We start from the raw sequence: 20,414 nt of genomic DNA on the forward strand, positions 1-20,414 counted from the left end.
CCACACAGCAAAACGGCGATCCAAAGATCGCCGTTTTTCATTACTCCCCGAACTGCTTGCCCAACCCCGCCGGTACGCCGTGGATGTTGGTGTCCTCCCACGGCCCGTTCGGGCTGATCGAGCGGCTCCAGCCGTTGTTCCAGCGGTAATAGGTGCGCTGGCGGTAGAAGGTGTTGGGCTGGTCATCCAGCACGTACACGCCCAGCTTCTGGTCCCAGTGGCTGTTGCCGCCCGGTGGCGGGGCGAAGCTGGCTGAGGTGCGCGGGGCGGGTTTCGAGGGTTTGGCCGGGATACCCGGTTTGCCCGGCGTCGGACTGGTCGACGGGGTCGGGCTCGGCTGTGACGGCGGGATCGGCGGCAGCCGTGTCGTCGGCTCCGGCCGTTGCACCGCACATGCGCTCAAACCCAGGGCCAGTGTGAGGACTGTGATTCGGGCGATGGCGTTCATGGCGGTGCGTTCCTGATGGTTCCGGCTATTTGTCCGGGCTGTCGATGGTCAGTTTTTGTGGCGCGGTGGTGCTGCTGGCCAGAGGCCCGCTGCGGCCTACCCACTCACCGGCGGTCGGCTGACCGGCACGGGAGACGCGCGCAACCAGTTGGACTTCAGGAAAGTTCGACAGTTTCAACTGCGGCATCATTGCATCGGCATCGCCCAGCTCGACGGTTACCGGCAGGTCAGCGACGGTCAGACGCTTGGCGGCCAACGGCGCTGGAGGACCGGAAACGGCGCGGGCGAAGATGAACACACTGTCACCCGGTTGCACCTTGCCCTTGAGTTCGCTGGCCAGATCGACGCTGACCTTCAGCAATGCAGTTTTCGCCACTGGCGCCTGAGCCACCTTGCCGCCGCTGGCTTCAAGTTTCTCGGTCGCTCGCGCGATACCGCCCTGCAGGGCTTCGCGGGATTTGTCATTCGCCGGCAGTTGCTCCAGCAAGCGGTTCCAGTAGTCGATAGCTTGCTGATAGCGCTCGCCTTCGAACGCGGCGATACCGAGCAGGCCGAGGCTGGTGACTTCTTTCGGATCAGCCTTCAGCGCTTCGTCGGTCAAGGCCTGGATCTTGTCCGACCACTTCTTGCCATCGGCGAAGTACTGCGCCTGCGCCCACTGGCCGAGCAGTTCCGGTTGACGACCGGCCAGGTTGGCGGCGCGCTCGAACATCTTCGCCGCATCCGCCGGACGATCCTGAGCCATGTAGGTGCGACCGAGGAAATACAGGCCCTCGGCCGAATCCGGTTGCGCTGCCACGGCGCGTTCCAGGCGCCGGGTCATCTCTTCCATTGACTGCGGTGCCTGGGCGAACTCGCGGGTCAGCTCGACTTTGTCGGCAGCACCGAAATGCAGGTACAGACCGAGGCCCAATACCGGCACCAGCAAAGCTGCCAGCAACGGCAACGGCTTGCCCAGTCTAGAAACCCGGGTCGGCGCCACACCTTCGGTGTCGGCCAGCAGCTCACGGGCCGCTTCAGCACGGCCGCTGTCCATTTGCGCGGCATCGAGCACGCCTTCAGCCTGCTGCGCTTGCAGTTCGGCGACACGCTCCTGATACAGCGCGACGTTCAGGGCAGTCCGATCCTCTTCACGCTGGGCACGACGTTCGCGCAAAACAGGGATCAGCAGAAAACTCAGGGCGACCAGAAGCAACAGCCCTGCGGCAAGCCAGAAATCAATCATTCTTGGTTTTTATCCAACAGTTGGTCGAGGCGCTGACGCTCTTCGGGGGACAGCGATTGCGGAGTCTCGGCGCGTTGCCCGCGACGGCGACGGACGATCACGGCGATGACGACAAAACCGCCGAGCAGCAATCCCGCCGGGCCGAACCACAGCAGCGCGGTCTTGGCATTCAGCGCCGGTTTGTAGCGGACGAAATCACCGTAGCGATCGACCATGAAGTCGATGATCTGCTGATTGTCCTTGCCCTCGCCGAGCATGCGGAAAATCTCTTTGCGCAGGTCGGCGGCAATCGGCGCGTTGGAGTCGGCGATATCCTGGTTCTGGCACTTGGGGCAACGCAGTTCCTTGGTCAGTTCGCGGAAACGCTCGCGATCACCCTCTTTGGCAAACTCGTAGGTGTCGATGGCGGCGTGGGCCACGCCGGCCAGACTCAAGCCCAACACCATGGCGGCGAAAAAGCGCTTCATGGCTTGGCCTCATCGACCAGCGCCTGATACTTGGCCGCCAGTTTTTCGCGCCAGACCTGCTCGTCGATCACGCCGACGTACTTGTCGCGGATGATGCCCTTGGCGTCGATGAAGAAGGTTTCCGGCGCGCCGTAGACACCGAGGTTCAGGCCCAGGGAGCCTTCGTCATCGCGGATGTCCAGTTGATACGGGTTGTGGAATTCGGCCAACCACTTCAACGCATCGGCGTTGGTGTCCTTGTAGTTGATGCCGTAAATCACCACGCCGCGCTCGGCGAGTTTGTTCAGCACCGGATGCTCGACCCGGCAGGAAATGCACCAGGTGCCCCAGACGTTGACCAGCGCCGGTTTGCCGAGGATGTCGGCCTTGGTCAGGGTTTTTTCGCCCTGCACCGCCGGCAGGGAAAACTCCGGGAACGGCTTGCCGATCATCGCCGACGGCAGTTCCGCCGGATCCAGGTACAGACCGCGATAAAGAAATACTGCCACCAGCAGGAAAATCGCCAGCGGCACCAGCATCAACCAACGTCTCATGCAGCGGCTCCTTCCATGCCCAGCGCTTCACGCACCTTGGCTTTGACCTTGACCCGGTAACGCCGGTCCAGCGCTGCCAGCATCCCGCCCAGACCGGTCAGCAGACCGCCGAACCAGATCCAGCGCACAAACGGTTTCACATGCACCCGCACCGCCCAGGCGCCGTCGCCCAGAGGTTCACCCAGTGCGACATAGAGGTCGCGGGTGAAACCGGCGTCGATCCCGGCTTCGGTCATCATCGAACTCTGCACGGTGTACAGGCGTTTTTCCGGGTGCAGCACGCTGACTTCGCGGCCATCGCGGATCACCCGGATGGTGCCTTTGTCAGAGGTAAAGTTCGGGCCCTCGAAGTGTTTGGCACCTTCGAACACGAACTGATAACCGGCCAGTTCCATCGACTCGCCCGGCGCCAGACGCAGGTCGCGCTCTGCACTGTTCTGGCTCGACAACACCACGCCCAGCGCGCACACGGCGATGCCGATGTGGGCCAGTTGCATGCCCCAGTAGCTGCGGGTCAGGGTCGGCAGGCCTTTGATCAGGCCTTTGTGGCGCGTCTTGTCGAAGATGTCGCGCACACCGGCCAGCAACACCCAGGCCGCCAGCAGGAAGGTCGCGATCACCGCCCAGTTGAAATCGCCGTAGGCGACACCGGCAACGACTGCCAGTGCAACGCTGCCCAACAACACAGGGGTCAGCATGTTGGCCAGCCATTTCACCGGCGTGTCTTTCCAGCGCACGATCACGCCGACCGCCATCACCACCATCAGCAAGGCCATCAACGGAATGAACAGCGCGTTGAAGTACGGCGGGCCGACCGACAGCTTGGCGCCGCTGATCGCATCGAGAATCAGCGGGTACAGCGTGCCGAGCAGGATCATCGACGCGGCCACCACCAGCACCAGGTTGTTGCCCAGCAGCAGGGTTTCCCGCGACCACAGGTTGAAACCGACCTGGCTCTTGACCACCGGGGCGCGCAAGGCAAATAGCGTCAGCGAACCGCCGACCACGAACAGCAGGAAGATCAGGATGAATACGCCGCGCTCAGGATCCGAGGCAAACGCATGCACCGAGGTCAGCACGCCGGAACGTACGAGGAAGGTGCCGAGCAGGCTCAGGGAGAACGCGGCAATCGCCAACAACACCGTCCAGCTCTTGAACACGCCACGTTTCTCGGTGACCGCCAGCGAGTGGATCAGCGCCGTGCCCACCAGCCATGGCATGAACGAGGCGTTTTCCACCGGGTCCCAGAACCACCAGCCGCCCCAGCCGAGTTCGTAGTAAGCCCACCACGAACCGAGGGTGATGCCGATGCCGAGGAAGGCCCAGGCGACGATGGTCCATGGACGCGACCAGCGTGCCCACGCGGCATCCAGACGGCCGCCGAGCAGTGCGGCGATGGCGAATGCGAAGGCCACGGAGAAACCGACGTAGCCCATGTACAGCATCGGCGGATGCACGATCAGGCCGATATCCTGCAGCAATGGATTGAGGTCACGACCGTCGGCCGGGATCTGCGGCAGGATTCGCGAAAATGGGTTGGAGGTGAGGATCAGGAACAACAGGAAACCGGTGCTGATCATGCCCATCACCGCCAGAACGCGAGCAAGCATGACTTGCGGCAACTGCCGGGAGAACACCGACACCGCGAAGGTCCAGCCACCGAGGATCAACGCCCACAGCAGCAGCGACCCCTCATGGGCGCCCCACACCGCGCTGAACTTGTAGTACCACGGCAGCGCGCTGTTGGAGTTCATCGCGACGTAGGCCACGGAGAAGTCGTCGGTCATGAACGCGTAGGTCAAGACGCCAAAAGCGAACAGCAGGAACGCGAACTGCCCCCACGCTGCCGGTTGCGCCAGGCCCATCCACAGACGGTCGCCGCGCCAGGCACCGAGCAACGGCACCACGGCCTGCACCAGCGCGAAACACAGCGCCAGGATCATGGCCAGATGGCCAAGCTCGGGAATGAAAATGGTGGACGTCATCGATCAACCCTCCTTCGCTTGGGTCGGCGCGGATTGACCGCTGTCCTTCAGGGCCTTGGTCACTTCCGGCGGCATGTATTTCTCATCGTGCTTGGCCAGCACTTCATCGGCCACTACGACGCCGTCGGCGTTGAGCTTGCCCAGTGCGACGATGCCCTGCCCTTCGCGGAACAGGTCCGGCAGGATTCCACGATAGGTGATGGTCACGGATTTGTTGAAGTCAGTGACCACGAATTTCACGTCCAGGGAATCCGGGGAACGTTGCAGCGAACCTTTCTCGACCATGCCGCCCGCACGGATGCGGGTGTCCTGCGGCGCTTCGCCGTTGGCGATCTGGGTCGGGGTGTAAAACAGGTTGATGTTCTGCTGCAGGGCGCTCAGGGCCAGGCCGACGGCAGCGCCGACCCCGACCAGAATCGCCAGAATGATGATAAGACGCTTTTTGCGCAGCGGATTCACTTGCCGTTCTCCCGGCGCAGACGACGCGCCTCTTGTTGCAGATAACGCTTGCGGGCCGCAATCGGCGCCGCCACGTTGAGGATCAGTACCGCCAGACAGATGCCGTAGGCCGACCAGACGTACAGGCCGTGATGGCCCATGGCGAGGAAGTCGCCGAATGACGCGAAACTCATCGAGCGGCCTCCAGGCTGTTCTGCACTTCTTCTTTCACCCAACTGGCGCGGGCTTCGCGCTTGAGCACTTCAAGGCGCATGCGCAGCAACAGCACGGCGCCGAAGAAACAGTAGAAACCCAGCACGGTCAGCAGCAGCGGTAGCCACATTTCGGCGGGCATCGCCGGTTTTTCGGTGAGGGTGAAGGTCGCGCCCTGGTGCAGGGTGTTCCACCACTCCACCGAGTATTTGATGATCGGGATGTTGATCACGCCGACGATGGCCAGCACCGCGCAGGCCTTGGCGGCGCTGTCGCGGTTGCTGATGGCGTTGCCCAGGGCGATCACGCCGAAGTACAGGAACAGCAGAATCAGCATCGAGGTCAGCCGCGCGTCCCAGACCCACCACGAACCCCAGGTCGGCTTGCCCCAGATCGCCCCGGTGACCAGCGCCACGGCGGTCATCCAGGCACCGATCGGCGCAGCGCATTGCAGGGCGACGTCGGCCAGTTTCATCTTCCACACCAGCCCGACCACACCGCACACCGCCAGCATCACATAGATCGACTGGGCGAGCATCGCGGCGGGAACGTGGATGTAGATGATGCGAAAGCTGTTTCCTTGCTGATAGTCCGGCGGCGCGAAGGCCAGGCCCCAGACGACGCCGACAGCGATCAGCAGCAACGCTGCAATGCTCAGCCACGGCAGAAACTTGCTGCTGATGCCGTAGAACCACTTGGGCGAGCCGAGCTTGTGAAACCAGGTCCAGTTCATACTGTTTCCATCACGGGTGCCGCTCATCGGTGTGAGCAGTCTCAGGGTCTTTGCTGGTTAAATTTTAACCAGACCTCATTATTCGCCGACGCTGATCTTCAGGCCAGCAGCTATTGCAAAAGGTGTCAGGGTTATCGCCAGGGCGGTCAGGCTGCCAAGCCACAACAGATAACCCGTCGCCGGCATGCCTTGCAGTGCCGCCTGCAAGGCGCCACTGCCGAGGATCAACACCGGGATGTACAACGGCAGAATCAGCAGCGCCAGCAACAGGCCACCGCGTTTCAGACCGACCGTCAGCGCCGCGCCCACCGCGCCGAGCAAGCTCAGCACCGGTGTACCCAGCAACAACGAAAGCAGCAATACCGGCAGACACGCAGCCGGCAACCCGAGCATCAACGCCAGTAACGGCGAGAGCAAAACCAGTGCCAGCCCGGAAAAAAGCCAGTGTGCCAGCACCTTGGCCAACACCAGAAGTGGCAGGGGGTGCGGCGAAAGGACCCACTGTTCAAGGGATCCGTCTTCGAAATCACTGCGGAAAAGCCCGTCCAGCGAGAGCAGGACCGACAAAAGCGCCGCCACCCAGACTAACCCCGGGGACAAGTTTTGCAATACTTGAGTTTCCGGTCCGACGGCCAGCGGGAACAGCGCGATGACGATGGCGAAGAAAATCAGCGGATTGGCCAGCTCCGCCGGGCGGCGAAACAGCAGTCGGGATTCACGGGCAACCAGCAGGCCGAACACACTCATACTGCCCAGTTCCCCAGATCGATGTCGCGATAACCGGCCGGCATCCGGCTCAGCGTGTGGTGCGTGGTCAACACCACCAGACCGCCCTGCTCGCAGTGATTGGCCAGGTGTTCTTCGAGTTGCGCCACGCCTTGTTTGTCCAGTGCGGTGAACGGCTCATCGAGGATCCACAGCGGCGGGCTGTCCAGATACAACCGCGCCAGCGCCACGCGGCGCTGCTGACCGGCGGACAGGCTATGACAGGGAACATCCTCGAAACCGCGCAATCCAACCGCCGCCAGTGCCTGCCAGATCGCCTCGCGTCCGGCAGGTTGATGCAGGGCGCAGAGCCAGGCGAGGTTTTCTTCCGGGGTGAGCAAGTCCTTGATCCCGGCAGCATGGCCGATCCACAGCAGGTTGCGCGCCAGCTCGCTGCGTTGCTCGGCCAGGGGTTGACCGTTGAGCAGCACCTGACCGTCGGTCGGTTGCATCAGGCCGGCGAGCAAACGCAAGAGACTGGTCTTGCCGCTGCCGTTGGGACCGCTGATCTGCACCATATCGCCACTGGCCAGTCTCAATTCGAGATTCTCGAAGAGCAGTCTGAGATCGCGCTCACAGGCGAGGCCGACGGTTTGCAGGACAGGGCTGGTCAAGGGTTCACGGGCCTTATACGGTTCAAGTCGGCTCTGGGGCGGCCGTTAAAGAGTTGCAGCATAAATGCAATGACGGCTCAATCCAGAGAGCTGCGTCAAACAATTGCTATGTTTTTTTGAACGAACGGAAGGACGGGCGGCATTATACATGGCGTCCCCTGCTCTCCCGAGTGCATTTTCCTCAGGTTGTGTCCGCGTATGACAGGCGAAATGAACATCCTCCCGCTCCCGCCAACCACCCCGGCGACCGCTCGCCCGCAGGTCGGTGAGCTGCTCAAGTTGCTGACGCCGATGGACGGGCTGATTGCCGCCGGCCAGAGCGCCAAGGCCGAGGTGTTGTCGCTGAAACCGGCGGACCAGGCCTTTCAGGTGCTGCTCAAGGTCACCCTCGACGGCGGCCGTCAGACCACCGTGCAGGCGACCAGTCCCCTGCCGCTGCCGCAAGGCACCAATCTGGCGGTCACCCAGCCGTCGGCGGGTAATCTGGCGATCACCGTGCAGCAAGCCATCGCCACGGCTGTCGCCACCCTCACCCGCATCGACACGGCGCAATTGCCGGTCGGTACGCTGCTGCAAGGCAAGGTGCTGACCAATCAGGCCTTGCCGCAGGTGCCGGGGCAGCCGACGGTGTTCCGCTCGACGGTCAGCCTGCTCAACACGGTGTTGAGCGGCAGTACCCTGAGCATCGACAGCCCGCAGCCATTACGCATCGGCACCCTGCTGTCAGCGCTGGTGCAGGATTCCCAGACCCTGAAATTCCTGCCGCTGAGCAATCGCCAGGAACAACTGGCGGTCAGTCAGCAGCTGGTCAGCCAGCAAAGCCGCCAGGGTTCGCTGGATGGCTTGTTGAAAATGCTCCAGAGCCTGCCACCCGCCGACGACCAGACCTCCAGTGATCTGCGCGCGGCCGTGGACCGGCTGCTGGCGAACCTGCCGGACGTCGAGCAACTGAGCACACCCAGAGGCCTGGCCCAGGCGCTGCTCAACAGCGGCGCGTTTCTTGAAGCCAAATTGCTCGCCGGGCAAAACCCGACGCTGACCCCGGACATGAAAGGCGATCTGCTCAAGCTGATCGCGCAACTCACCCCCGGTCTGCCCGGCAATACCAATCTGAATGCAATCATCGCCGCCAACACTTTGGCCCAGGCAATGCCGAGCTTCGTGCGCAATGCCCTCGGCATGCTCGGTCAGGTCAGCGCCAAACCGCTGCCGAGCAGTTTCCCGCTGCCGGACCGGCTGCTGCAGAGCCTGGAAGGTGAAGGCGATCTGGAACACTTGCTGCGCCTCGCCGCCGCCGCGGTCTCGCGCCTGCAAAGCCATCAACTGTCGAGCCTGGAACAGACCGGCGTGACCGACGACGGGCGCCTGCTCAGCACCTGGCAACTGGAAATCCCGATGCGCAACCTGCAGGACATCGTGCCGTTGCAGGTCAAGTTCCAGCGCGAAGAAGCGCCGCAAGAAGAAAAACAGAACGACCGCCGTGACAGCGAGCGCGAAACCAAACAGCAACTGTGGCGCGTCGATCTGGCGTTCGACATGGAGCCACTGGGGCCGATGCAGGTTCAGGCGCAACTGATCAACGGCAGCCTGTCGAGCCAGCTATGGGCCGAACGGCCGTACACTGCCGACCTGATCGAAACCAATCTGGCCGCACTGCGCCAACGCCTGCTGGATCGCGGACTCAACGTCGGCGATCTCGACTGCCACCTCGGCACCCCGCCGCAAGGCATCCAAACCCGTCTCGAACACCGCTGGGTCGACGAAACCGCATGAACGATTCCACTGCACCACGCCAGGCCATCGCCCTCAAGTACGACGGCAGCCACGCCCCGACCCTCACCGCCAAGGGCGACGACGAACTGGCCGAGGAAATCCTGCGCATCGCCCGCGACTGTGAAGTGCCGATCTACGAGAACGCCGAACTGGTCAAGTTGCTGGCACGCATGGAGCTGGGCGACAGCATCCCGCAGGAGCTGTACCTGACGATTGCCGAGATCATTGCATTTGCCTGGAACCTCAAGGGCAAGTTCCCGCAAGGACATGATCCGGATGCACCGATGGTCGAGAAGGACATCACCGATCGCGGCGACGATTACTGAGGGCAAAAAAAATCGCAGTCATCGACTGCGATTTTTTTGTTCCGCTCGAAACTCTCAACTGCTTCTGTGCAGCTTGCGCATCAACTCCGCCTCAGCCTGGGTCAACCCGCAGGACTGAGTCAGCTCATCGACACTCGCGCCCATCCCGACCAGTTTCGCCGCCTGGGCGAATGACAGGCTGGACGGGTCGCGTTGTTCGAGCTGGGTGATCTTGTCCGGGATCGGACTGACGACCGCGCGCAGCTCGTGCAGGGCTTCGCCCATGCGCACGTTGCCGTTCTGGTAATCGTCGACACGCTTGGCCAGGTCCTTGATGCGCTGGTCACGCAGCGCATCGCCCTGGGCCTGTTGCGCAGCGATCACGCGCTGCGCCTTGATGTACGCCAGAAACATCGCCAGCGTGCCTGCCCAGAACAGGAACAGGACAATGACCGCTACCTCGAGAATCAATCAGATATTCTCCAGTTCCGACCATTCTTCTTCGCTCATCATCTTGTCCAGCTCGACCAGGATGAGCAACTCGTTGTTCTTGTTGCACACGCCCTGGATGAACTTGGCCGACTCTTCGTTACCGACGTTCGGTGCGGTCTCGATCTCCGACTGACGCAGGTAAACCACTTCAGCCACGCTGTCGACCATGATGCCGACCACTTGCTTGTCGGCTTCGATGATGACGATACGGGTGTTGTCGCTGATCTCGCCGCTCATCAGGCCGAAGCGCTGACGGGTGTCGATCACGGTCACCACGTTGCCGCGCAGGTTGATGATGCCCAGCACGTAGCTTGGAGCACCCGGAACCGGAGCGATCTCGGTGTAGCGCAGGACTTCCTGAACGCGCATCACGTTGATGCCGTAGGTTTCGTTGTCCAGCTTGAAGGTCACCCATTGCAGGATCGGATCTTCGGAACCCTTTGCCGCAGTAGCCTTGTCGTTCATACCCTAGCCCCTCGAAAAACCGCGCCTGGCGGTGTGTGTTCTGTGCGCCGCCATGCGTATGCCGGTGCTGTCTGTTATGTAAGTGTTATGTCGGTTTGTGGTTCGGCTTACTGCCGGACATGTGCTTTGCCCCACCGCTGGCGATCAGCTCGGCCAGTGCGGAAACATCGAGCAAGGCGCACATGTGTTCAATCACCGTGCCCGCGAGCCATGGCCGCTGACCCCGGTGACTTCTCCATTTGATTTCATTCGGGTCCAGGCGCAACGAGCGGCTGACCTGATGCACCGCCAGCCCCCACTCGTAACCTTGTACCGAAATCACGTATTGCAGGCCCTGACGGAAGTCATCGCGATAGCGATCCGGCATGACCCAGCGCGCGGTGTCCAGCACCTTCAGGTTGCCGGCCTGGCTTGGCAAGATGCCGAGGAACCATTCCGGCTGACCGAACAGCGGCGTCAGCTCATGGCCAGCCAGCGAATAGATCGAACCGAGGCACACCAGCGGCACGGCCAGGGTCAATCCGGCCACGTCGAACAGCAGGCATTCAAAGGCTTCCGACGCCCAGGCCGGACGACCGTCGGTTTCCACCGGTGGCGGCGTATTGCTCGGTGGCAGATGCACTTCCACCAGTGGCGCAACCAGAGTCGGCTCGACCGGGGCTGGCGCAGGCGCTTCAGGCTCGGGCGCTGGCGCCGCCGGAACCGCAGGCGTTTGCAGAAGCTGGGTTTGCAGCAGCGGTGCCAGGGTCGAGACCACGCGCACCGGCTCAGGCTCTTTGATCAAAGTCGCAGGAGCCTTCGCCACCACAGCCGCAGGCGCTGCAACCGGGGCGACCGGCCGGGCAGCTTGCTGCGCATCCCGGGCCTGTTCTTCAAGCACGGCGGCCTGGAATTCATCGAGTACGGCGGTGTTCTCGACCACCTCGACCGGCGCTGCGATTTCCTGCTCGACCTCGTCCGTCACTTCCTGCAGCAAGCCGTCCAGATAGGACTGCAGCGCCAGTTGCGGCTTCGATGTCAGCTTGATCGGCCGATTCATGCTCAGGCCACCTGCGGAACGAGTTGTTGCGCCAGCAGATGCTTGAGCAGCGCGCGATAGGCCAGCACGCCACGGCTCTTGCCGTCGAATTGCGAAGGCGTGACACCGGCACGGCTGGCGTCGCGCAGACGGGTATCGACCGGGATGTAACCCTGCCAGATCTCGTCGGGGAATTTGTCACGCAGCACGCGCAAGGTGCCCATCGACGCCTGGGTGCGGCGGTCGAACAGGGTCGGCACGATACTGAACGGCAGCGCCTGTTTGCGCGAACGGTTGATCATCGCCAGGGTGTTGACCATGCGTTCCAGGCCTTTGACGGCCAGGTGTTCGGTCTGCACCGGGATCACCAGTTGCTGACTGGCGGCCAGGGCGTTGACCATCAGCACGCCGAGCAACGGCGGGCTGTCGATGATTGCGTAATCGAAGTCCTGCCACAGCTGCGCCAGACTCTTGGCGATCACCAGGCCCAGTCCACTCTGCCCCGGCGACTGACGCTCGAGGGTTGCCAGCGCGGTGCTCGACGGCAGCAGGGAAATGCGTTCATCGCTGGTGGACAGCAGCAACTGGCCCGGCAGGCCTTGCGGCACACTGCCCTTGTGCAGAAACAGGTCGTAGTTGCTGTGTTCCAGGCTGTCGGGGTCGTAACCGAAATAGCTGGTCATCGAGCCGTGCGGGTCGAGATCGACCACGACCACGCGTTTGCCCGCCTCGGCCAGCAAACCGGCTAAAGCGATGGAAGAAGTGGTTTTACCAACACCACCCTTTTGATTGGCGACTGCCCAGACTCTCATTCGGATTGTTCCTCCCGGCCGAGATGCTCGGCCGAGACATGGCTCAGCGTATTAATGCGGGCGACGGAGAATTGACGGCACTCTCGCGTCCCGGCGTCTTGACCGGGGTCGGTGCAGTTTGTGTGCCAGCACGCTTCAACGCGGCGTCCGGTGTTGCATTGGCGGTTCCGGTGCCTGTGAGGCTGCGACGAACATCGAGATTGCGCGACACCACCAGCACCACGCGACGGTTCTTCGCCCGGCCTTCGGCAGTGGCGTTGTTGGCCACCGGCTGGAATTCGCCGTAACCCACCGAAGCCATGCGGCCAGGGTTGACGCCCTGCATCGCCAGCATGCGCACGATGCTCGCCGAACGCGCCGAAGACAGTTCCCAGTTGGTCGGGTACTGCGCGGTGCGGATCGGTTGATCGTCGGTAAAGCCTTCGACGTGGATCGGGTTGTCGAACGGTTTGAGGATCGTTGCAACCTTGTCGATGATGTTGAACGCGATGTCGCTCGGCATCGCATCACCGCTGCCGAACAACAGGCTGGAGTTGAGTTCGATCTCGACCCACAGCTCATTGCCGCGCACGGTCATCTGGTTGCTCGCGATCAGGTCGCCGAACGCGGCGCTGATATCGTCGGCGATGCTTTTCAGCGGATCGCTGGCCCCGGCAATGCCGGCATCGACCTGTTCGGAGTCCTTGACCAGCGGCTTGGCCGGGGTCACGGTTTTCGGGCGCTCTTCACCGATCGGGATCGGCTTGAGCGAGCGGTCGGAGTCGGTGAAGACCCCGATCAACGCTTCGGAGATGACCTTGTACTTGCCTTCGTTGATCGACGAGATGGAGTACATCACCACGAAAAAGGCAAAGAGCAAGGTGATGAAGTCGGCGTAGGAAACCAGCCAACGTTCATGGTTTACATGCTCTTCATGCTGGCGACGACGTGCCATGAGGTTAGTCCCTTAATCCATGAAGCCCTGAAGCTTCAACTCGATGGAGCGTGGGTTTTCACCTTCAGCGATCGACAAAATACCTTCCAACAACATTTCGCGATAACGCGACTGCCGCAACGCAATTGACTTGAGCTTGGCAGCGACCGGCAGCAACACCAGGTTGGCACTGGCCACACCGTAGATGGTGGCGACAAATGCCACGGCGATGCCGTTGCCCAGTTGCGACGGATCGGCCAGGTTGCCCATCACATGGATCAGGCCCATCACCGCACCGATGATACCGATGGTCGGCGCGTAGCCGCCCATGCTTTCAAAGACCTTGGCGGCTTCGATGTCGCGGGCTTCCTGGGTGTAGAAATCCACTTCGAGAATGCTGCGGATCGCTTCCGGCTCGGCACCGTCGACCAGCAGTTGCAGGCCCTTGCGCGAGTAGGCGTCGGGTTCGGCATCCGCCACGCCTTCCAGGCCCAGCAGACCTTCCTTGCGTGCGGTGAGGCTCCAGTTGACGACGCGGTCGATGCCGCCGGCCAGATCCACACGGGGCGGGAAAAAGATCCAGGCGAGGATTTGCATGGCACGCTTGAACGCGCTCATCGGCGATTGCAGCAAGGCGGCACCGATGGTCCCGCCGAGCACGATCAGCGCCGCCGGGCCGTTGGCCAGTGCGCCGAGGTGACCACCTTCAAGGAAGTTGCCGCCGATGATGGCGACAAACGCCATGATGATCCCGATAAGGCTTAGAACATCCATCAGATACACGCCTCGACGATGTGCTTGCCGATATCGTCCAGACCGTACACCGCATCCGCGAGGTCAGCTTTGACGATCGCCATCGGCATGCCGTAGATCACGCAACTGGCTTCGTCCTGGGCCCAGACGGTGCTGCCGCCCTGCTTGAGCAGACGCGCGCCTTCGCGACCGTCGGCGCCCATGCCGGTCAGTACGACCGCCAGAACTTTGTCGCTGTAGGATTTCGCTGCGGAACCGAAGGTGATGTCCACGCAAGGCTTGTAGTTCAGACGCTCGTCGCCCGGCAGGATTTTCACCGCGCCACGGCCGTCGATCATCATCTGCTTGCCACCCGGTGCCAGCAGCGCCAGGCCCGGACGCAGGATGTCGCCATCCTCGGCTTCCTTGACGCTGATGCGGCACAGCTTGTCCAGACGCTCGGCGAAGGCCTTGGTGAAGGCCGCCGGCATGTGCTGGATCAGCACGATCGGCGCCGGGAAGTTGGCCGGCAACTGGGTCAAAACCCGTTGCAGCGCAACCGGGCCACCGGTCGAGGTGCCGATCGCCACCAGTTTGTAGGCCTTGCGTTTCGGCGCCGGCGACGAAGCGCTGGCGGCCGGAGCGCGAGCCGGGGCAGGCGCGGGTGCCGGACGAGCCGGAGCACTGTGGCTGCCAAAGCTCGACGGTGCCGCAGCCGGAGTCGGCGCAGGTGCCGGTGCAGCGGCTGGCGCCGGCGCACTGTAGGCACTGAAACGACGGTTGCTGCGCGAGATGCTGTGCACCTTCTCGCACAGCAGTTGCTTGACCTTCTCCGGATTGCGCGAGATGTCCTCGAAATTCTTCGGCAGGAAATCCACCGCGCCGGCATCCAGCGCATCCAGGGTCACCCGGGCGCCTTCATGGGTCAGCGAGGAGAACATCAACACCGGGGTCGGGCAGCGCTGCATGATGTGCCGCACCGCCGTGATGCCATCCATCATCGGCATCTCGTAGTCCATGGTGATCACGTCCGGCTTGAGGGCCAGGGCCTGATCGATCGCCTCTTTACCGTTGGTTGCCGTACCGACAACCTGGATGCTCGGATCCGCTGAAAGAATTTCCGAGACGCGGCGGCGGAAAAAACCCGAATCGTCCACCACCAGGACTTTGACTGCCATAAACACTCCATTAGGTGCAGCGGGACGTTGTCGCCCCGCTGCCCCGGATTCAAATACGCCGTGCGGCGTAACGCTTGAGCATGCTTGGAACATCGAGAATCAGCGCAATGCGGCCGTCACCGGTAATGGTGGCGCCGGACATGCCCGGGGTTCCCTGCAGCATTTTGCCCAATGGCTTGATGACCACTTCTTCCTGGCCGACCAGTTGATCGACGACGAAGCCGATCCGCTGGGTGCCCACCGAAAGGATCACCACATGGCCTTCGCGCTGCTCTTCGTGAGCGGCGGAGCTGACCAGCCAGCGCTTGAGGTAGAACAATGGCAGCGCCTTGTCCCGCACGATCACCACTTCCTGGCCATCCACCACGTTGGTGGTCGACAGGTCGAGGTGGAAGATTTCGTTGACGTTCACCAGCGGGAACGCGAACGCCTGGTTGCCGAGCATCACCATCAGGGTCGGCATGATCGCCAGCGTCAGCGGTACCTTGATGACGATTTTCGAGCCGGCGCCCTTGGTCGAGTAGATGTTGATCGAACCGTTGAGCTGGGAAATCTTGGTCTTCACCACGTCCATGCCGACACCACGGCCGGACACGTCGGAGATCTCGGTCTTGGTCGAGAAGCCCGGGGCGAAGATCAGGTTGTAGCACTCGGTGTCGCTCAGGCGATCGGCGGCATCCTTGTCCATCACACCGCGTTTCACGGCGATGGCGCGCAGGACGTTCGGGTCCATGCCTTTGCCGTCATCGGAAATCGACAGCAGGATATGGTCGCCTTCCTGTTCAGCGGCCAGGATCACCTTGCCGCCACGGGCCTTGCCCGACGCTTCGCGTTCTTCCGGCGACTCGATGCCGTGGTCGACCGCGTTGCGCACCAAGTGGACCAGCGGGTCGGCCAGTGCCTCGACGAGGTTCTTGTCGAGGTCGGTCTCTTCGCCCACCAGTTCCAGGTTGATTTCTTTCTTGAGCTGACGCGCGAGGTCGCGAACCAGACGCGGGAAGCGGCCGAAGACTTTCTTGATCGGCTGCATCCGGGTCTTCATGACAGCGGTCTGCAGGTCGGCGGTAACCACGTCGAGGTTCGACACGGCCTTCTGCATCGACTCGTCGCCGCTGTTCAGGCCCAGACGCACCAGACGGTTACGCACCAGTACCAGCTCGCCGACCATGTTCATGATTTCGTCGAGACGCGCGGTGTCTACACGCACGGTAGTCTCGGCTTCGCTCGCCGGTTTTTCCGGTGGCGGAGTCGCCGGAGCACGGGCCGGAGCCGGTGCGGCAGCGGCAGCCGGTTTGGCCGGTTCGGCTTTTGGCTCAGGCGCTTTTGCAGCAGGTTTCGCCGCAGCGGCCGGGGCCTTGGCGGCAGGCGCTGCAACCGCCGAAGCATTGCCGGCCGTCACGACGGCACCGGTGGCGACGTCAGTGAACTTGCCTTTGCCATGCAGATCGTCGAGCAGCGATTCGAACTCGTGGTCGGTGATCAGATCGCTACCGGCTGCAGCCGCTGCCGGGGCAGCATTTGCATTCGCAGGGACGGAAGCAATCGCCGACTCCAGCGCATCGACAGCAAAGTTGCCCTTGCCGTGCAACTGATCGAGCAAGGCTTCGAATTCGTCGTCGGTGATGTCCGAGCTGTCACCCGCCGCCGGAGCAGCAGGCGCAGCGGCCGCCGGTGCCACGGCGTCCGCCGCGAACTGGCCCTTGCCGTGCAACTGGTCGAGCAGCGACTCGAACTCGGCGTCGGTGATTTCATCGCTGGCCGCTTCGTCGGAAGCCGGCGCAGCGGCAGCCGCCGGGGCTTCGGCTTCGGCCTTGACGGCGTTCAGCGAGTCCAGCAGCTGTTCAAATTCGTTATCGGTGATGTCGCCGGAGTCGCCGGTTTCGTTTTCAACGACCAGCTCTTCGATCATCTCGGCCACGGGCGAAGCCGGAGCTTCATCCGCCGATTGCGGTTCGGCCAGGCGCGCCAGAGCGGCCAGCAGTTCCGGGGTTGCAGCGGTAATCGGGCTGCGATCGCGGACTTCGCTGAACATGCTGTTCACCGCGTCCAGCGCTTCAAGCACCACGTCCATCAGTTCTGCATCTACGCGACGCTCACCCTTGCGCAGGATGTCGAACACGTTTTCGGCGATGTGACAGCACTCCACCAGCTCGTTGAGCTGAAGGAAGCCGGCGCCCCCTTTTACAGTGTGGAAACCGCGAAAAATTGCGTTGAGCAGATCTGCGTCATCCGGGCGGCTTTCCAGCTCGACCAGTTGTTCGGACAGTTGCTCAAGAATCTCGCCGGCCTCAACCAGGAAATCCTGAAGGATCTCTTCATCGGCGCCGAAGCTCATTAATGGGGTGCTCCTACAGGTCTAAAAACCCAAAAAAACTCAAAATCCAAGGCTGGATAGCAAATCGTCCACATCGTCCTGACCGGACACAACGTCTTCTCGTTTATCGGCATGAATCTGCGGACCTTCACCCTGCGAGAGATGTTTTTGTGGATCTTTTTCAGCGAGCATCGCCGCACGGTCATGTTCGATACCCGCAAAGCGGTCAACCTGACTGGCCATAAGGACGAGTTTGAGCAAATTGCTTTCGACTTCGGTGACCAGTTGGGTCACGCGCTTGATCACCTGACCGGTGAGATCCTGGTAATCCTGGGCCAGCAGAATGTCGTTGAGGTTGCTCGACACCGCGCGGTTGTCCGCGCTGCTGCGTGCCAGAAAACCGTCGACCCGACGCGCCAGTTCGCGGAACTCTTCAGCCCCGACTTCGCGGCGCATGAAACGTCCCCAGTCGGCACTCAACGCCTGGGCTTCATCAGCCAGACCATTGACCACCGGCGTGGCGCTTTCCACCAGATCCATGGTGCGGTTGGCCGCAGCTTCGGTCAGCTTGACCACATAGCCCAGGCGCTCGGTCGCATCAGTGATCTGCGACACTTCCTCGGCCTGCGGCATGTGCGGGTCGATCTGGAAGTTGACGATTGCACTGTGCAGTTCGCGCGTGAGCTTGCCGACTTCCTGGTACAGGCCACGGTCACGGGTCTGATTGAGCTCATGGATCAGTTGCACAGCGTCGCCGAACCTGCCTTTTTCAAGGCTTTCGACCAGTTCGACCGCGTGTTTTTTCAGCGTCGACTCGAAGTCGCCCTGTGAAGATTCTTTATGCTCCATAGCTCCCCCGCGCGTCATCAGCCGATGCGTTCGAAAATCTTCTCGATTTTTTCTTTCAGCGCCTGAGCCGTGAAAGGTTTGACCACGTAGCCGTTAACGCCGGCCTGGGCCGCTTCGATGATCTGCTCGCGCTTGGCTTCAGCGGTCACCATCAGCACTGGCAAGTGCTTGAGTTTTTCATCGGCGCGCACGTGACGCAGCAGGTCGATACCGGTCATGCCGGGCATGTTCCAGTCGGTCACCAGAAAGTCGATGCTGCCGCTGTTGAGCACCGGAATGGCGGTGGTGCCATCGTCGGCTTCAACGGTGTTGGTGAACCCGAGGTCACGCAACAGGTTCTTGATGATCCGCCGCATCGTTGAGAAGTCATCAACGATGAGGATTTTCATGTCTTTGTTCAATTCGACCTCCAAGCAGTCTTAAACGCGTCCAGCACCTGAACGCGCCATTTCAATCAATCCGGCAAAGCACTCGATGACTGTCTGGAGCACAACAGAGCAAGACCGGTGCCGTTCACCACCGCACCAGCCTCGTTCGCAGTGTCCCCACACTGCCTTCAGCGCGCTCGCCACTCCCCCAAACGCCCCCGCAAGCGGGCCGCGCACTGGCTGTGTAACTGGCTGACCCGCGATTCACTGACGCCAAGGACTTCACCGATTTCCTTGAGGTTCAGTTCTTCGTCGTAGTACAGCGCCAACACCAGTCGCTCACGCTCCGGCAAATTGGCAATCGCGTCCGCCAGCGCCGCCTGGAAGCGTTCATCTTCCAGATCGCGTGACGGCTCAAGATGAGCACTGGCGCCATCCTCGTGCAGCCCTTCGTGTTCGCCGTCCTGCAACAGGTCGTCGAAACTGAACAGTCGGCTGCCCAGGGTGTCGTTCAAAATCCCGTAGTAATCGTCGAGACTCAACTGGAGTTCGGCCGCAACCTCGTGATCTTTAGCGTCACGGCCGGTTTTAGCTTCAATCGAGCGAATCGCGTCGCTGACCATACGGGTATTGCGGTGAACCGAGCGCGGTGCCCAGTCCCCCTTGCGGACTTCATCGAGCATCGCGCCGCGGATCCGGATGCCCGCGTACGTTTCGAAACTGGCGCCCTTGCTGGCGTCGTATTTGGTCGAGACTTCGAGCAGGCCGATCATCCCGGCCTGGATCAGGTCTTCGACCTGCACACTGGCCGGCAACCGCGCCAGCAAGTGGTAGGCGATGCGTTTGACCAGTGGCGCGTAACGCTCGATCAGCTCGTACTGCGCGTCACGCGCCGACTTTTTGTAAAGGTTCATACCGCTGGCGGTCATAGCACAGGTCCTGCCGTTTGCTGCACGAGGCGCTCGACGAAAAATTCGAGATGGCCGCGCGGGTTGGCGGGCAGCGGCCAGGTGTCGACCTTTTGCGCGATCGCCTTGAATGCCAGTGCGCACTTGGAACGCGGGAAGGCTTCATAGACCGCACGCTGCTTCTGCACCGCCTTGCGCACGCTTTCGTCGTAAGGCACCGCACCGACGTATTGTAAGGCGACGTCGAGGAAGCGATCCGTGACCTTGGTCAACTTCGCGAACAGGTTGCGACCTTCCTGCGGGCTCTGGGCCATGTTGGCCAGGACGCGGAAGCGGTTCATGCCGTAATCGCGGTTGAGCAGCTTGATCAGCGCGTAGGCGTCGGTGATCGAGGTCGGCTCGTCGCAGACCACCAGCAACACTTCTTGCGCCGCGCGAACGAAACTGACTACCGAGTCACCAATACCCGCAGCGGTGTCGATCACCAGCACGTCGAGATTGTCGCCGATGTCGCTGAACGCCTGAATCAGACCGGCATGCTGGGCCGGGCTCAGGTGAACCATGCTTTGCGTGCCGGAAGCGGCCGGCACGATGCGGATCCCGCCGGGACCTTGCAACAGCACGTCGCGCAGCTCGCAGCGGCCCTCGATCACATCGGCCAGAGTACGTTTGGGCGTCAGGCCCAGCAGAACGTCGACGTTCGCCAGACCCAGGTCGGCATCCAGCAGCATGACCCGACGGCCAAGCTCTGCCAGCGCCAGGGACAAGTTCACTGACACGTTAGTCTTGCCGACGCCACCTTTGCCGCCGGTCACCGCGATCACCTGTACGGGATGCATGCTGCCCATGTTATTTCTTTACCTTGT

Annotated in this window: 24 protein-coding genes; 2 read left to right on the forward strand and 22 right to left on the reverse strand. The window is 62.0% G+C overall.

Translation table 11 applies throughout. The annotated features are described in order from the left end of the window. Positions 1-40 precede the first annotated feature (40 nt). From M5B44_RS00525 to ccmA, 10 genes are all read right to left on the reverse strand, one after another. On the reverse strand, positions 41-448 hold the full coding sequence (locus M5B44_RS00525; RefSeq protein WP_085710507.1) for a hypothetical protein: 408 nt from the start codon (positions 446-448) through the stop codon (positions 41-43). A gap of 25 nt (positions 449-473) precedes the next feature. Beyond that, entirely contained in the window at positions 474-1,673 is a 1,200-nt protein-coding gene (ccmI, locus tag M5B44_RS00530; protein WP_248737939.1) for a c-type cytochrome biogenesis protein CcmI, read from the reverse strand. Beyond that, the gene (locus M5B44_RS00535) at positions 1,670-2,140 is read right to left on the reverse strand and encodes a cytochrome c-type biogenesis protein (RefSeq protein ID WP_085682970.1); all 471 of its coding nucleotides are present in this window, start codon (positions 2,138-2,140) and stop codon (positions 1,670-1,672) included. Before M5B44_RS00535 ends, ccmI begins: the two co-directional genes overlap by 4 nt. Further along, positions 2,137-2,673 (reverse strand): DsbE family thiol:disulfide interchange protein, encoded by a 537-nt coding sequence (locus M5B44_RS00540; RefSeq protein WP_248737940.1) that lies wholly within the window; start codon positions 2,671-2,673, stop codon positions 2,137-2,139. Before M5B44_RS00540 ends, M5B44_RS00535 begins: the two co-directional genes overlap by 4 nt. Next, positions 2,670-4,658 (reverse strand): heme lyase CcmF/NrfE family subunit, encoded by a 1,989-nt coding sequence (locus M5B44_RS00545; RefSeq protein WP_085710503.1) that lies wholly within the window; start codon positions 4,656-4,658, stop codon positions 2,670-2,672. Before M5B44_RS00545 ends, M5B44_RS00540 begins: the two co-directional genes overlap by 4 nt. Before the next feature lie 3 nt (positions 4,659-4,661). Then, the gene (gene ccmE, locus M5B44_RS00550; RefSeq protein ID WP_065261104.1) at positions 4,662-5,117 is read right to left on the reverse strand and encodes a cytochrome c maturation protein CcmE; all 456 of its coding nucleotides are present in this window, start codon (positions 5,115-5,117) and stop codon (positions 4,662-4,664) included. Further along, positions 5,114-5,290 carry a heme exporter protein CcmD gene (ccmD, locus tag M5B44_RS00555; RefSeq protein WP_011333085.1) on the reverse strand — a complete coding sequence of 59 codons (177 nt, stop codon included), beginning with the start codon at positions 5,288-5,290 and terminating at the stop codon, positions 5,114-5,116. The genes ccmE and ccmD overlap by 4 nt, the downstream gene beginning before the upstream one ends. Further along, positions 5,287-6,042 carry a heme ABC transporter permease gene (locus tag M5B44_RS00560; RefSeq protein WP_085733725.1) on the reverse strand — a complete coding sequence of 252 codons (756 nt, stop codon included), beginning with the start codon at positions 6,040-6,042 and terminating at the stop codon, positions 5,287-5,289. The genes ccmD and M5B44_RS00560 overlap by 4 nt, the downstream gene beginning before the upstream one ends. Before the next feature lie 78 nt (positions 6,043-6,120). Next, positions 6,121-6,789: a heme exporter protein CcmB gene (gene ccmB / locus M5B44_RS00565; RefSeq protein ID WP_085710502.1), complete on the reverse strand. Its 669-nt coding sequence runs from the start codon at positions 6,787-6,789 to the stop codon at positions 6,121-6,123. After that, positions 6,786-7,421 carry a cytochrome c biogenesis heme-transporting ATPase CcmA gene (gene ccmA, locus M5B44_RS00570; protein WP_248737941.1) on the reverse strand — a complete coding sequence of 212 codons (636 nt, stop codon included), beginning with the start codon at positions 7,419-7,421 and terminating at the stop codon, positions 6,786-6,788. The genes ccmB and ccmA overlap by 4 nt, the downstream gene beginning before the upstream one ends. Positions 7,422-7,619: 198 nt before the next feature. Between ccmA and M5B44_RS00575 the strand changes: the two genes are divergently transcribed. Together M5B44_RS00575 and M5B44_RS00580 are read left to right on the forward strand one after the other, a co-directional pair. Then, positions 7,620-9,194 (forward strand): flagellar hook-length control protein FliK, encoded by a 1,575-nt coding sequence (locus M5B44_RS00575; RefSeq protein ID WP_248737942.1) that lies wholly within the window; start codon positions 7,620-7,622, stop codon positions 9,192-9,194. Further along, a complete protein-coding gene (locus tag M5B44_RS00580; protein ID WP_085710498.1) occupies positions 9,191-9,520 on the forward strand; it encodes an EscU/YscU/HrcU family type III secretion system export apparatus switch protein in 330 nt (109 codons plus the stop codon). The genes M5B44_RS00575 and M5B44_RS00580 overlap by 4 nt, the downstream gene beginning before the upstream one ends. A 54-nt stretch (positions 9,521-9,574) precedes the next feature. On the opposite strand, the gene M5B44_RS00585 is transcribed toward M5B44_RS00580, so the two are convergent. The 12 genes from M5B44_RS00585 to fleN all read right to left on the reverse strand — a co-directional run bounded on the left by M5B44_RS00585 (position 9,575) and on the right by fleN (position 20,396). Further along, a complete protein-coding gene (locus M5B44_RS00585) occupies positions 9,575-9,970 on the reverse strand; it encodes a DUF2802 domain-containing protein (protein ID WP_085710496.1) in 396 nt (131 codons plus the stop codon). Beyond that, complete coding sequence (locus tag M5B44_RS00590; protein ID WP_007959223.1) at positions 9,971-10,456, reverse strand: chemotaxis protein CheW; 486 nt, start codon at positions 10,454-10,456, stop codon at positions 9,971-9,973. An 85-nt stretch (positions 10,457-10,541) separates the two neighbouring features. Further along, positions 10,542-11,495, reverse strand: coding sequence for a CheW domain-containing protein (locus M5B44_RS00595; RefSeq protein WP_248737943.1), 954 nt, complete (start codon positions 11,493-11,495; stop codon positions 10,542-10,544). A 2-nt stretch (positions 11,496-11,497) separates the two neighbouring features. Then, complete coding sequence (locus M5B44_RS00600) at positions 11,498-12,286, reverse strand: ParA family protein (protein WP_007959220.1); 789 nt, start codon at positions 12,284-12,286, stop codon at positions 11,498-11,500. Between the two features lie 43 nt (positions 12,287-12,329). Next, positions 12,330-13,220 (reverse strand): flagellar motor protein MotD, encoded by an 891-nt coding sequence (gene motD, locus M5B44_RS00605; protein ID WP_248737944.1) that lies wholly within the window; start codon positions 13,218-13,220, stop codon positions 12,330-12,332. A 12-nt stretch (positions 13,221-13,232) separates the two neighbouring features. Then, complete coding sequence (locus tag M5B44_RS00610; RefSeq protein WP_085710490.1) at positions 13,233-13,973, reverse strand: flagellar motor protein; 741 nt, start codon at positions 13,971-13,973, stop codon at positions 13,233-13,235. Continuing rightward, positions 13,973-15,109 (reverse strand): protein-glutamate methylesterase/protein-glutamine glutaminase, encoded by a 1,137-nt coding sequence (locus M5B44_RS00615; RefSeq protein ID WP_114881910.1) that lies wholly within the window; start codon positions 15,107-15,109, stop codon positions 13,973-13,975. Before M5B44_RS00615 ends, M5B44_RS00610 begins: the two co-directional genes overlap by 1 nt. Positions 15,110-15,158: 49 nt before the next feature. Continuing rightward, the gene (locus M5B44_RS00620) at positions 15,159-17,444 is read right to left on the reverse strand and encodes a chemotaxis protein CheA (protein WP_248737945.1); all 2,286 of its coding nucleotides are present in this window, start codon (positions 17,442-17,444) and stop codon (positions 15,159-15,161) included. 39 nt (positions 17,445-17,483) lie between these two features. Then, entirely contained in the window at positions 17,484-18,272 is a 789-nt protein-coding gene (locus M5B44_RS00625; protein ID WP_007951961.1) for a protein phosphatase CheZ, read from the reverse strand. A 17-nt stretch (positions 18,273-18,289) separates the two neighbouring features. Then, entirely contained in the window at positions 18,290-18,661 is a 372-nt protein-coding gene (locus M5B44_RS00630) for a chemotaxis response regulator CheY (protein WP_003183998.1), read from the reverse strand. Between the two features lie 167 nt (positions 18,662-18,828). Further along, complete coding sequence (gene fliA / locus M5B44_RS00635; protein ID WP_007951959.1) at positions 18,829-19,569, reverse strand: RNA polymerase sigma factor FliA; 741 nt, start codon at positions 19,567-19,569, stop codon at positions 18,829-18,831. Continuing rightward, entirely contained in the window at positions 19,566-20,396 is an 831-nt protein-coding gene (gene fleN, locus M5B44_RS00640) for a flagellar synthesis regulator FleN (RefSeq protein ID WP_003222917.1), read from the reverse strand. Before fleN ends, fliA begins: the two co-directional genes overlap by 4 nt. Positions 20,397-20,414 lie beyond the last annotated feature (18 nt).

This window comes from Pseudomonas sp. MWU12-2029, assembly GCF_023242425.1.
In the GTDB taxonomy this organism is placed as follows: Bacteria; Pseudomonadota; Gammaproteobacteria; order Pseudomonadales; family Pseudomonadaceae; genus Aquipseudomonas; species Aquipseudomonas kribbensis.

Coding starts and splice junctions, on each gene's coding strand:
- motD (WP_248737944.1), bottom strand. CDS start 13,220: ATGGCACGTCGTCGCCAGCATGAAGAGCATGTAAACCATGAACGTTGG.
- M5B44_RS00595 (WP_248737943.1), bottom strand. CDS start 11,495: ATGAATCGGCCGATCAAGCTGACATCGAAGCCGCAACTGGCGCTGCAG.
- M5B44_RS00525 (WP_085710507.1), bottom strand. CDS start 448: ATGAACGCCATCGCCCGAATCACAGTCCTCACACTGGCCCTGGGTTTG.
- ccmD (WP_011333085.1), bottom strand. CDS start 5,290: ATGAGTTTCGCGTCATTCGGCGACTTCCTCGCCATGGGCCATCACGGC.
- M5B44_RS00630 (WP_003183998.1), bottom strand. CDS start 18,661: ATGAAAATCCTCATCGTTGATGACTTCTCAACGATGCGGCGGATCATC.
- M5B44_RS00610 (WP_085710490.1), bottom strand. CDS start 13,973: ATGGATGTTCTAAGCCTTATCGGGATCATCATGGCGTTTGTCGCCATC.
- M5B44_RS00600 (WP_007959220.1), bottom strand. CDS start 12,286: ATGAGAGTCTGGGCAGTCGCCAATCAAAAGGGTGGTGTTGGTAAAACC.
- M5B44_RS00625 (WP_007951961.1), bottom strand. CDS start 18,272: ATGGAGCATAAAGAATCTTCACAGGGCGACTTCGAGTCGACGCTGAAA.
- M5B44_RS00590 (WP_007959223.1), bottom strand. CDS start 10,456: ATGAACGACAAGGCTACTGCGGCAAAGGGTTCCGAAGATCCGATCCTG.
- M5B44_RS00545 (WP_085710503.1), bottom strand. CDS start 4,658: ATGACGTCCACCATTTTCATTCCCGAGCTTGGCCATCTGGCCATGATC.
- M5B44_RS00580 (WP_085710498.1), top strand. CDS start 9,191: ATGAACGATTCCACTGCACCACGCCAGGCCATCGCCCTCAAGTACGAC.
- M5B44_RS00535 (WP_085682970.1), bottom strand. CDS start 2,140: ATGAAGCGCTTTTTCGCCGCCATGGTGTTGGGCTTGAGTCTGGCCGGC.
- M5B44_RS00560 (WP_085733725.1), bottom strand. CDS start 6,042: ATGAACTGGACCTGGTTTCACAAGCTCGGCTCGCCCAAGTGGTTCTAC.
- ccmI (WP_248737939.1), bottom strand. CDS start 1,673: ATGATTGATTTCTGGCTTGCCGCAGGGCTGTTGCTTCTGGTCGCCCTG.
- fliA (WP_007951959.1), bottom strand. CDS start 19,569: ATGACCGCCAGCGGTATGAACCTTTACAAAAAGTCGGCGCGTGACGCG.
- fleN (WP_003222917.1), bottom strand. CDS start 20,396: ATGGGCAGCATGCATCCCGTACAGGTGATCGCGGTGACCGGCGGCAAA.
- M5B44_RS00540 (WP_248737940.1), bottom strand. CDS start 2,673: ATGAGACGTTGGTTGATGCTGGTGCCGCTGGCGATTTTCCTGCTGGTG.
- M5B44_RS00620 (WP_248737945.1), bottom strand. CDS start 17,444: ATGAGCTTCGGCGCCGATGAAGAGATCCTTCAGGATTTCCTGGTTGAG.
- M5B44_RS00575 (WP_248737942.1), top strand. CDS start 7,620: ATGACAGGCGAAATGAACATCCTCCCGCTCCCGCCAACCACCCCGGCG.
- M5B44_RS00615 (WP_114881910.1), bottom strand. CDS start 15,109: ATGGCAGTCAAAGTCCTGGTGGTGGACGATTCGGGTTTTTTCCGCCGC.
- ccmB (WP_085710502.1), bottom strand. CDS start 6,789: ATGAGTGTGTTCGGCCTGCTGGTTGCCCGTGAATCCCGACTGCTGTTT.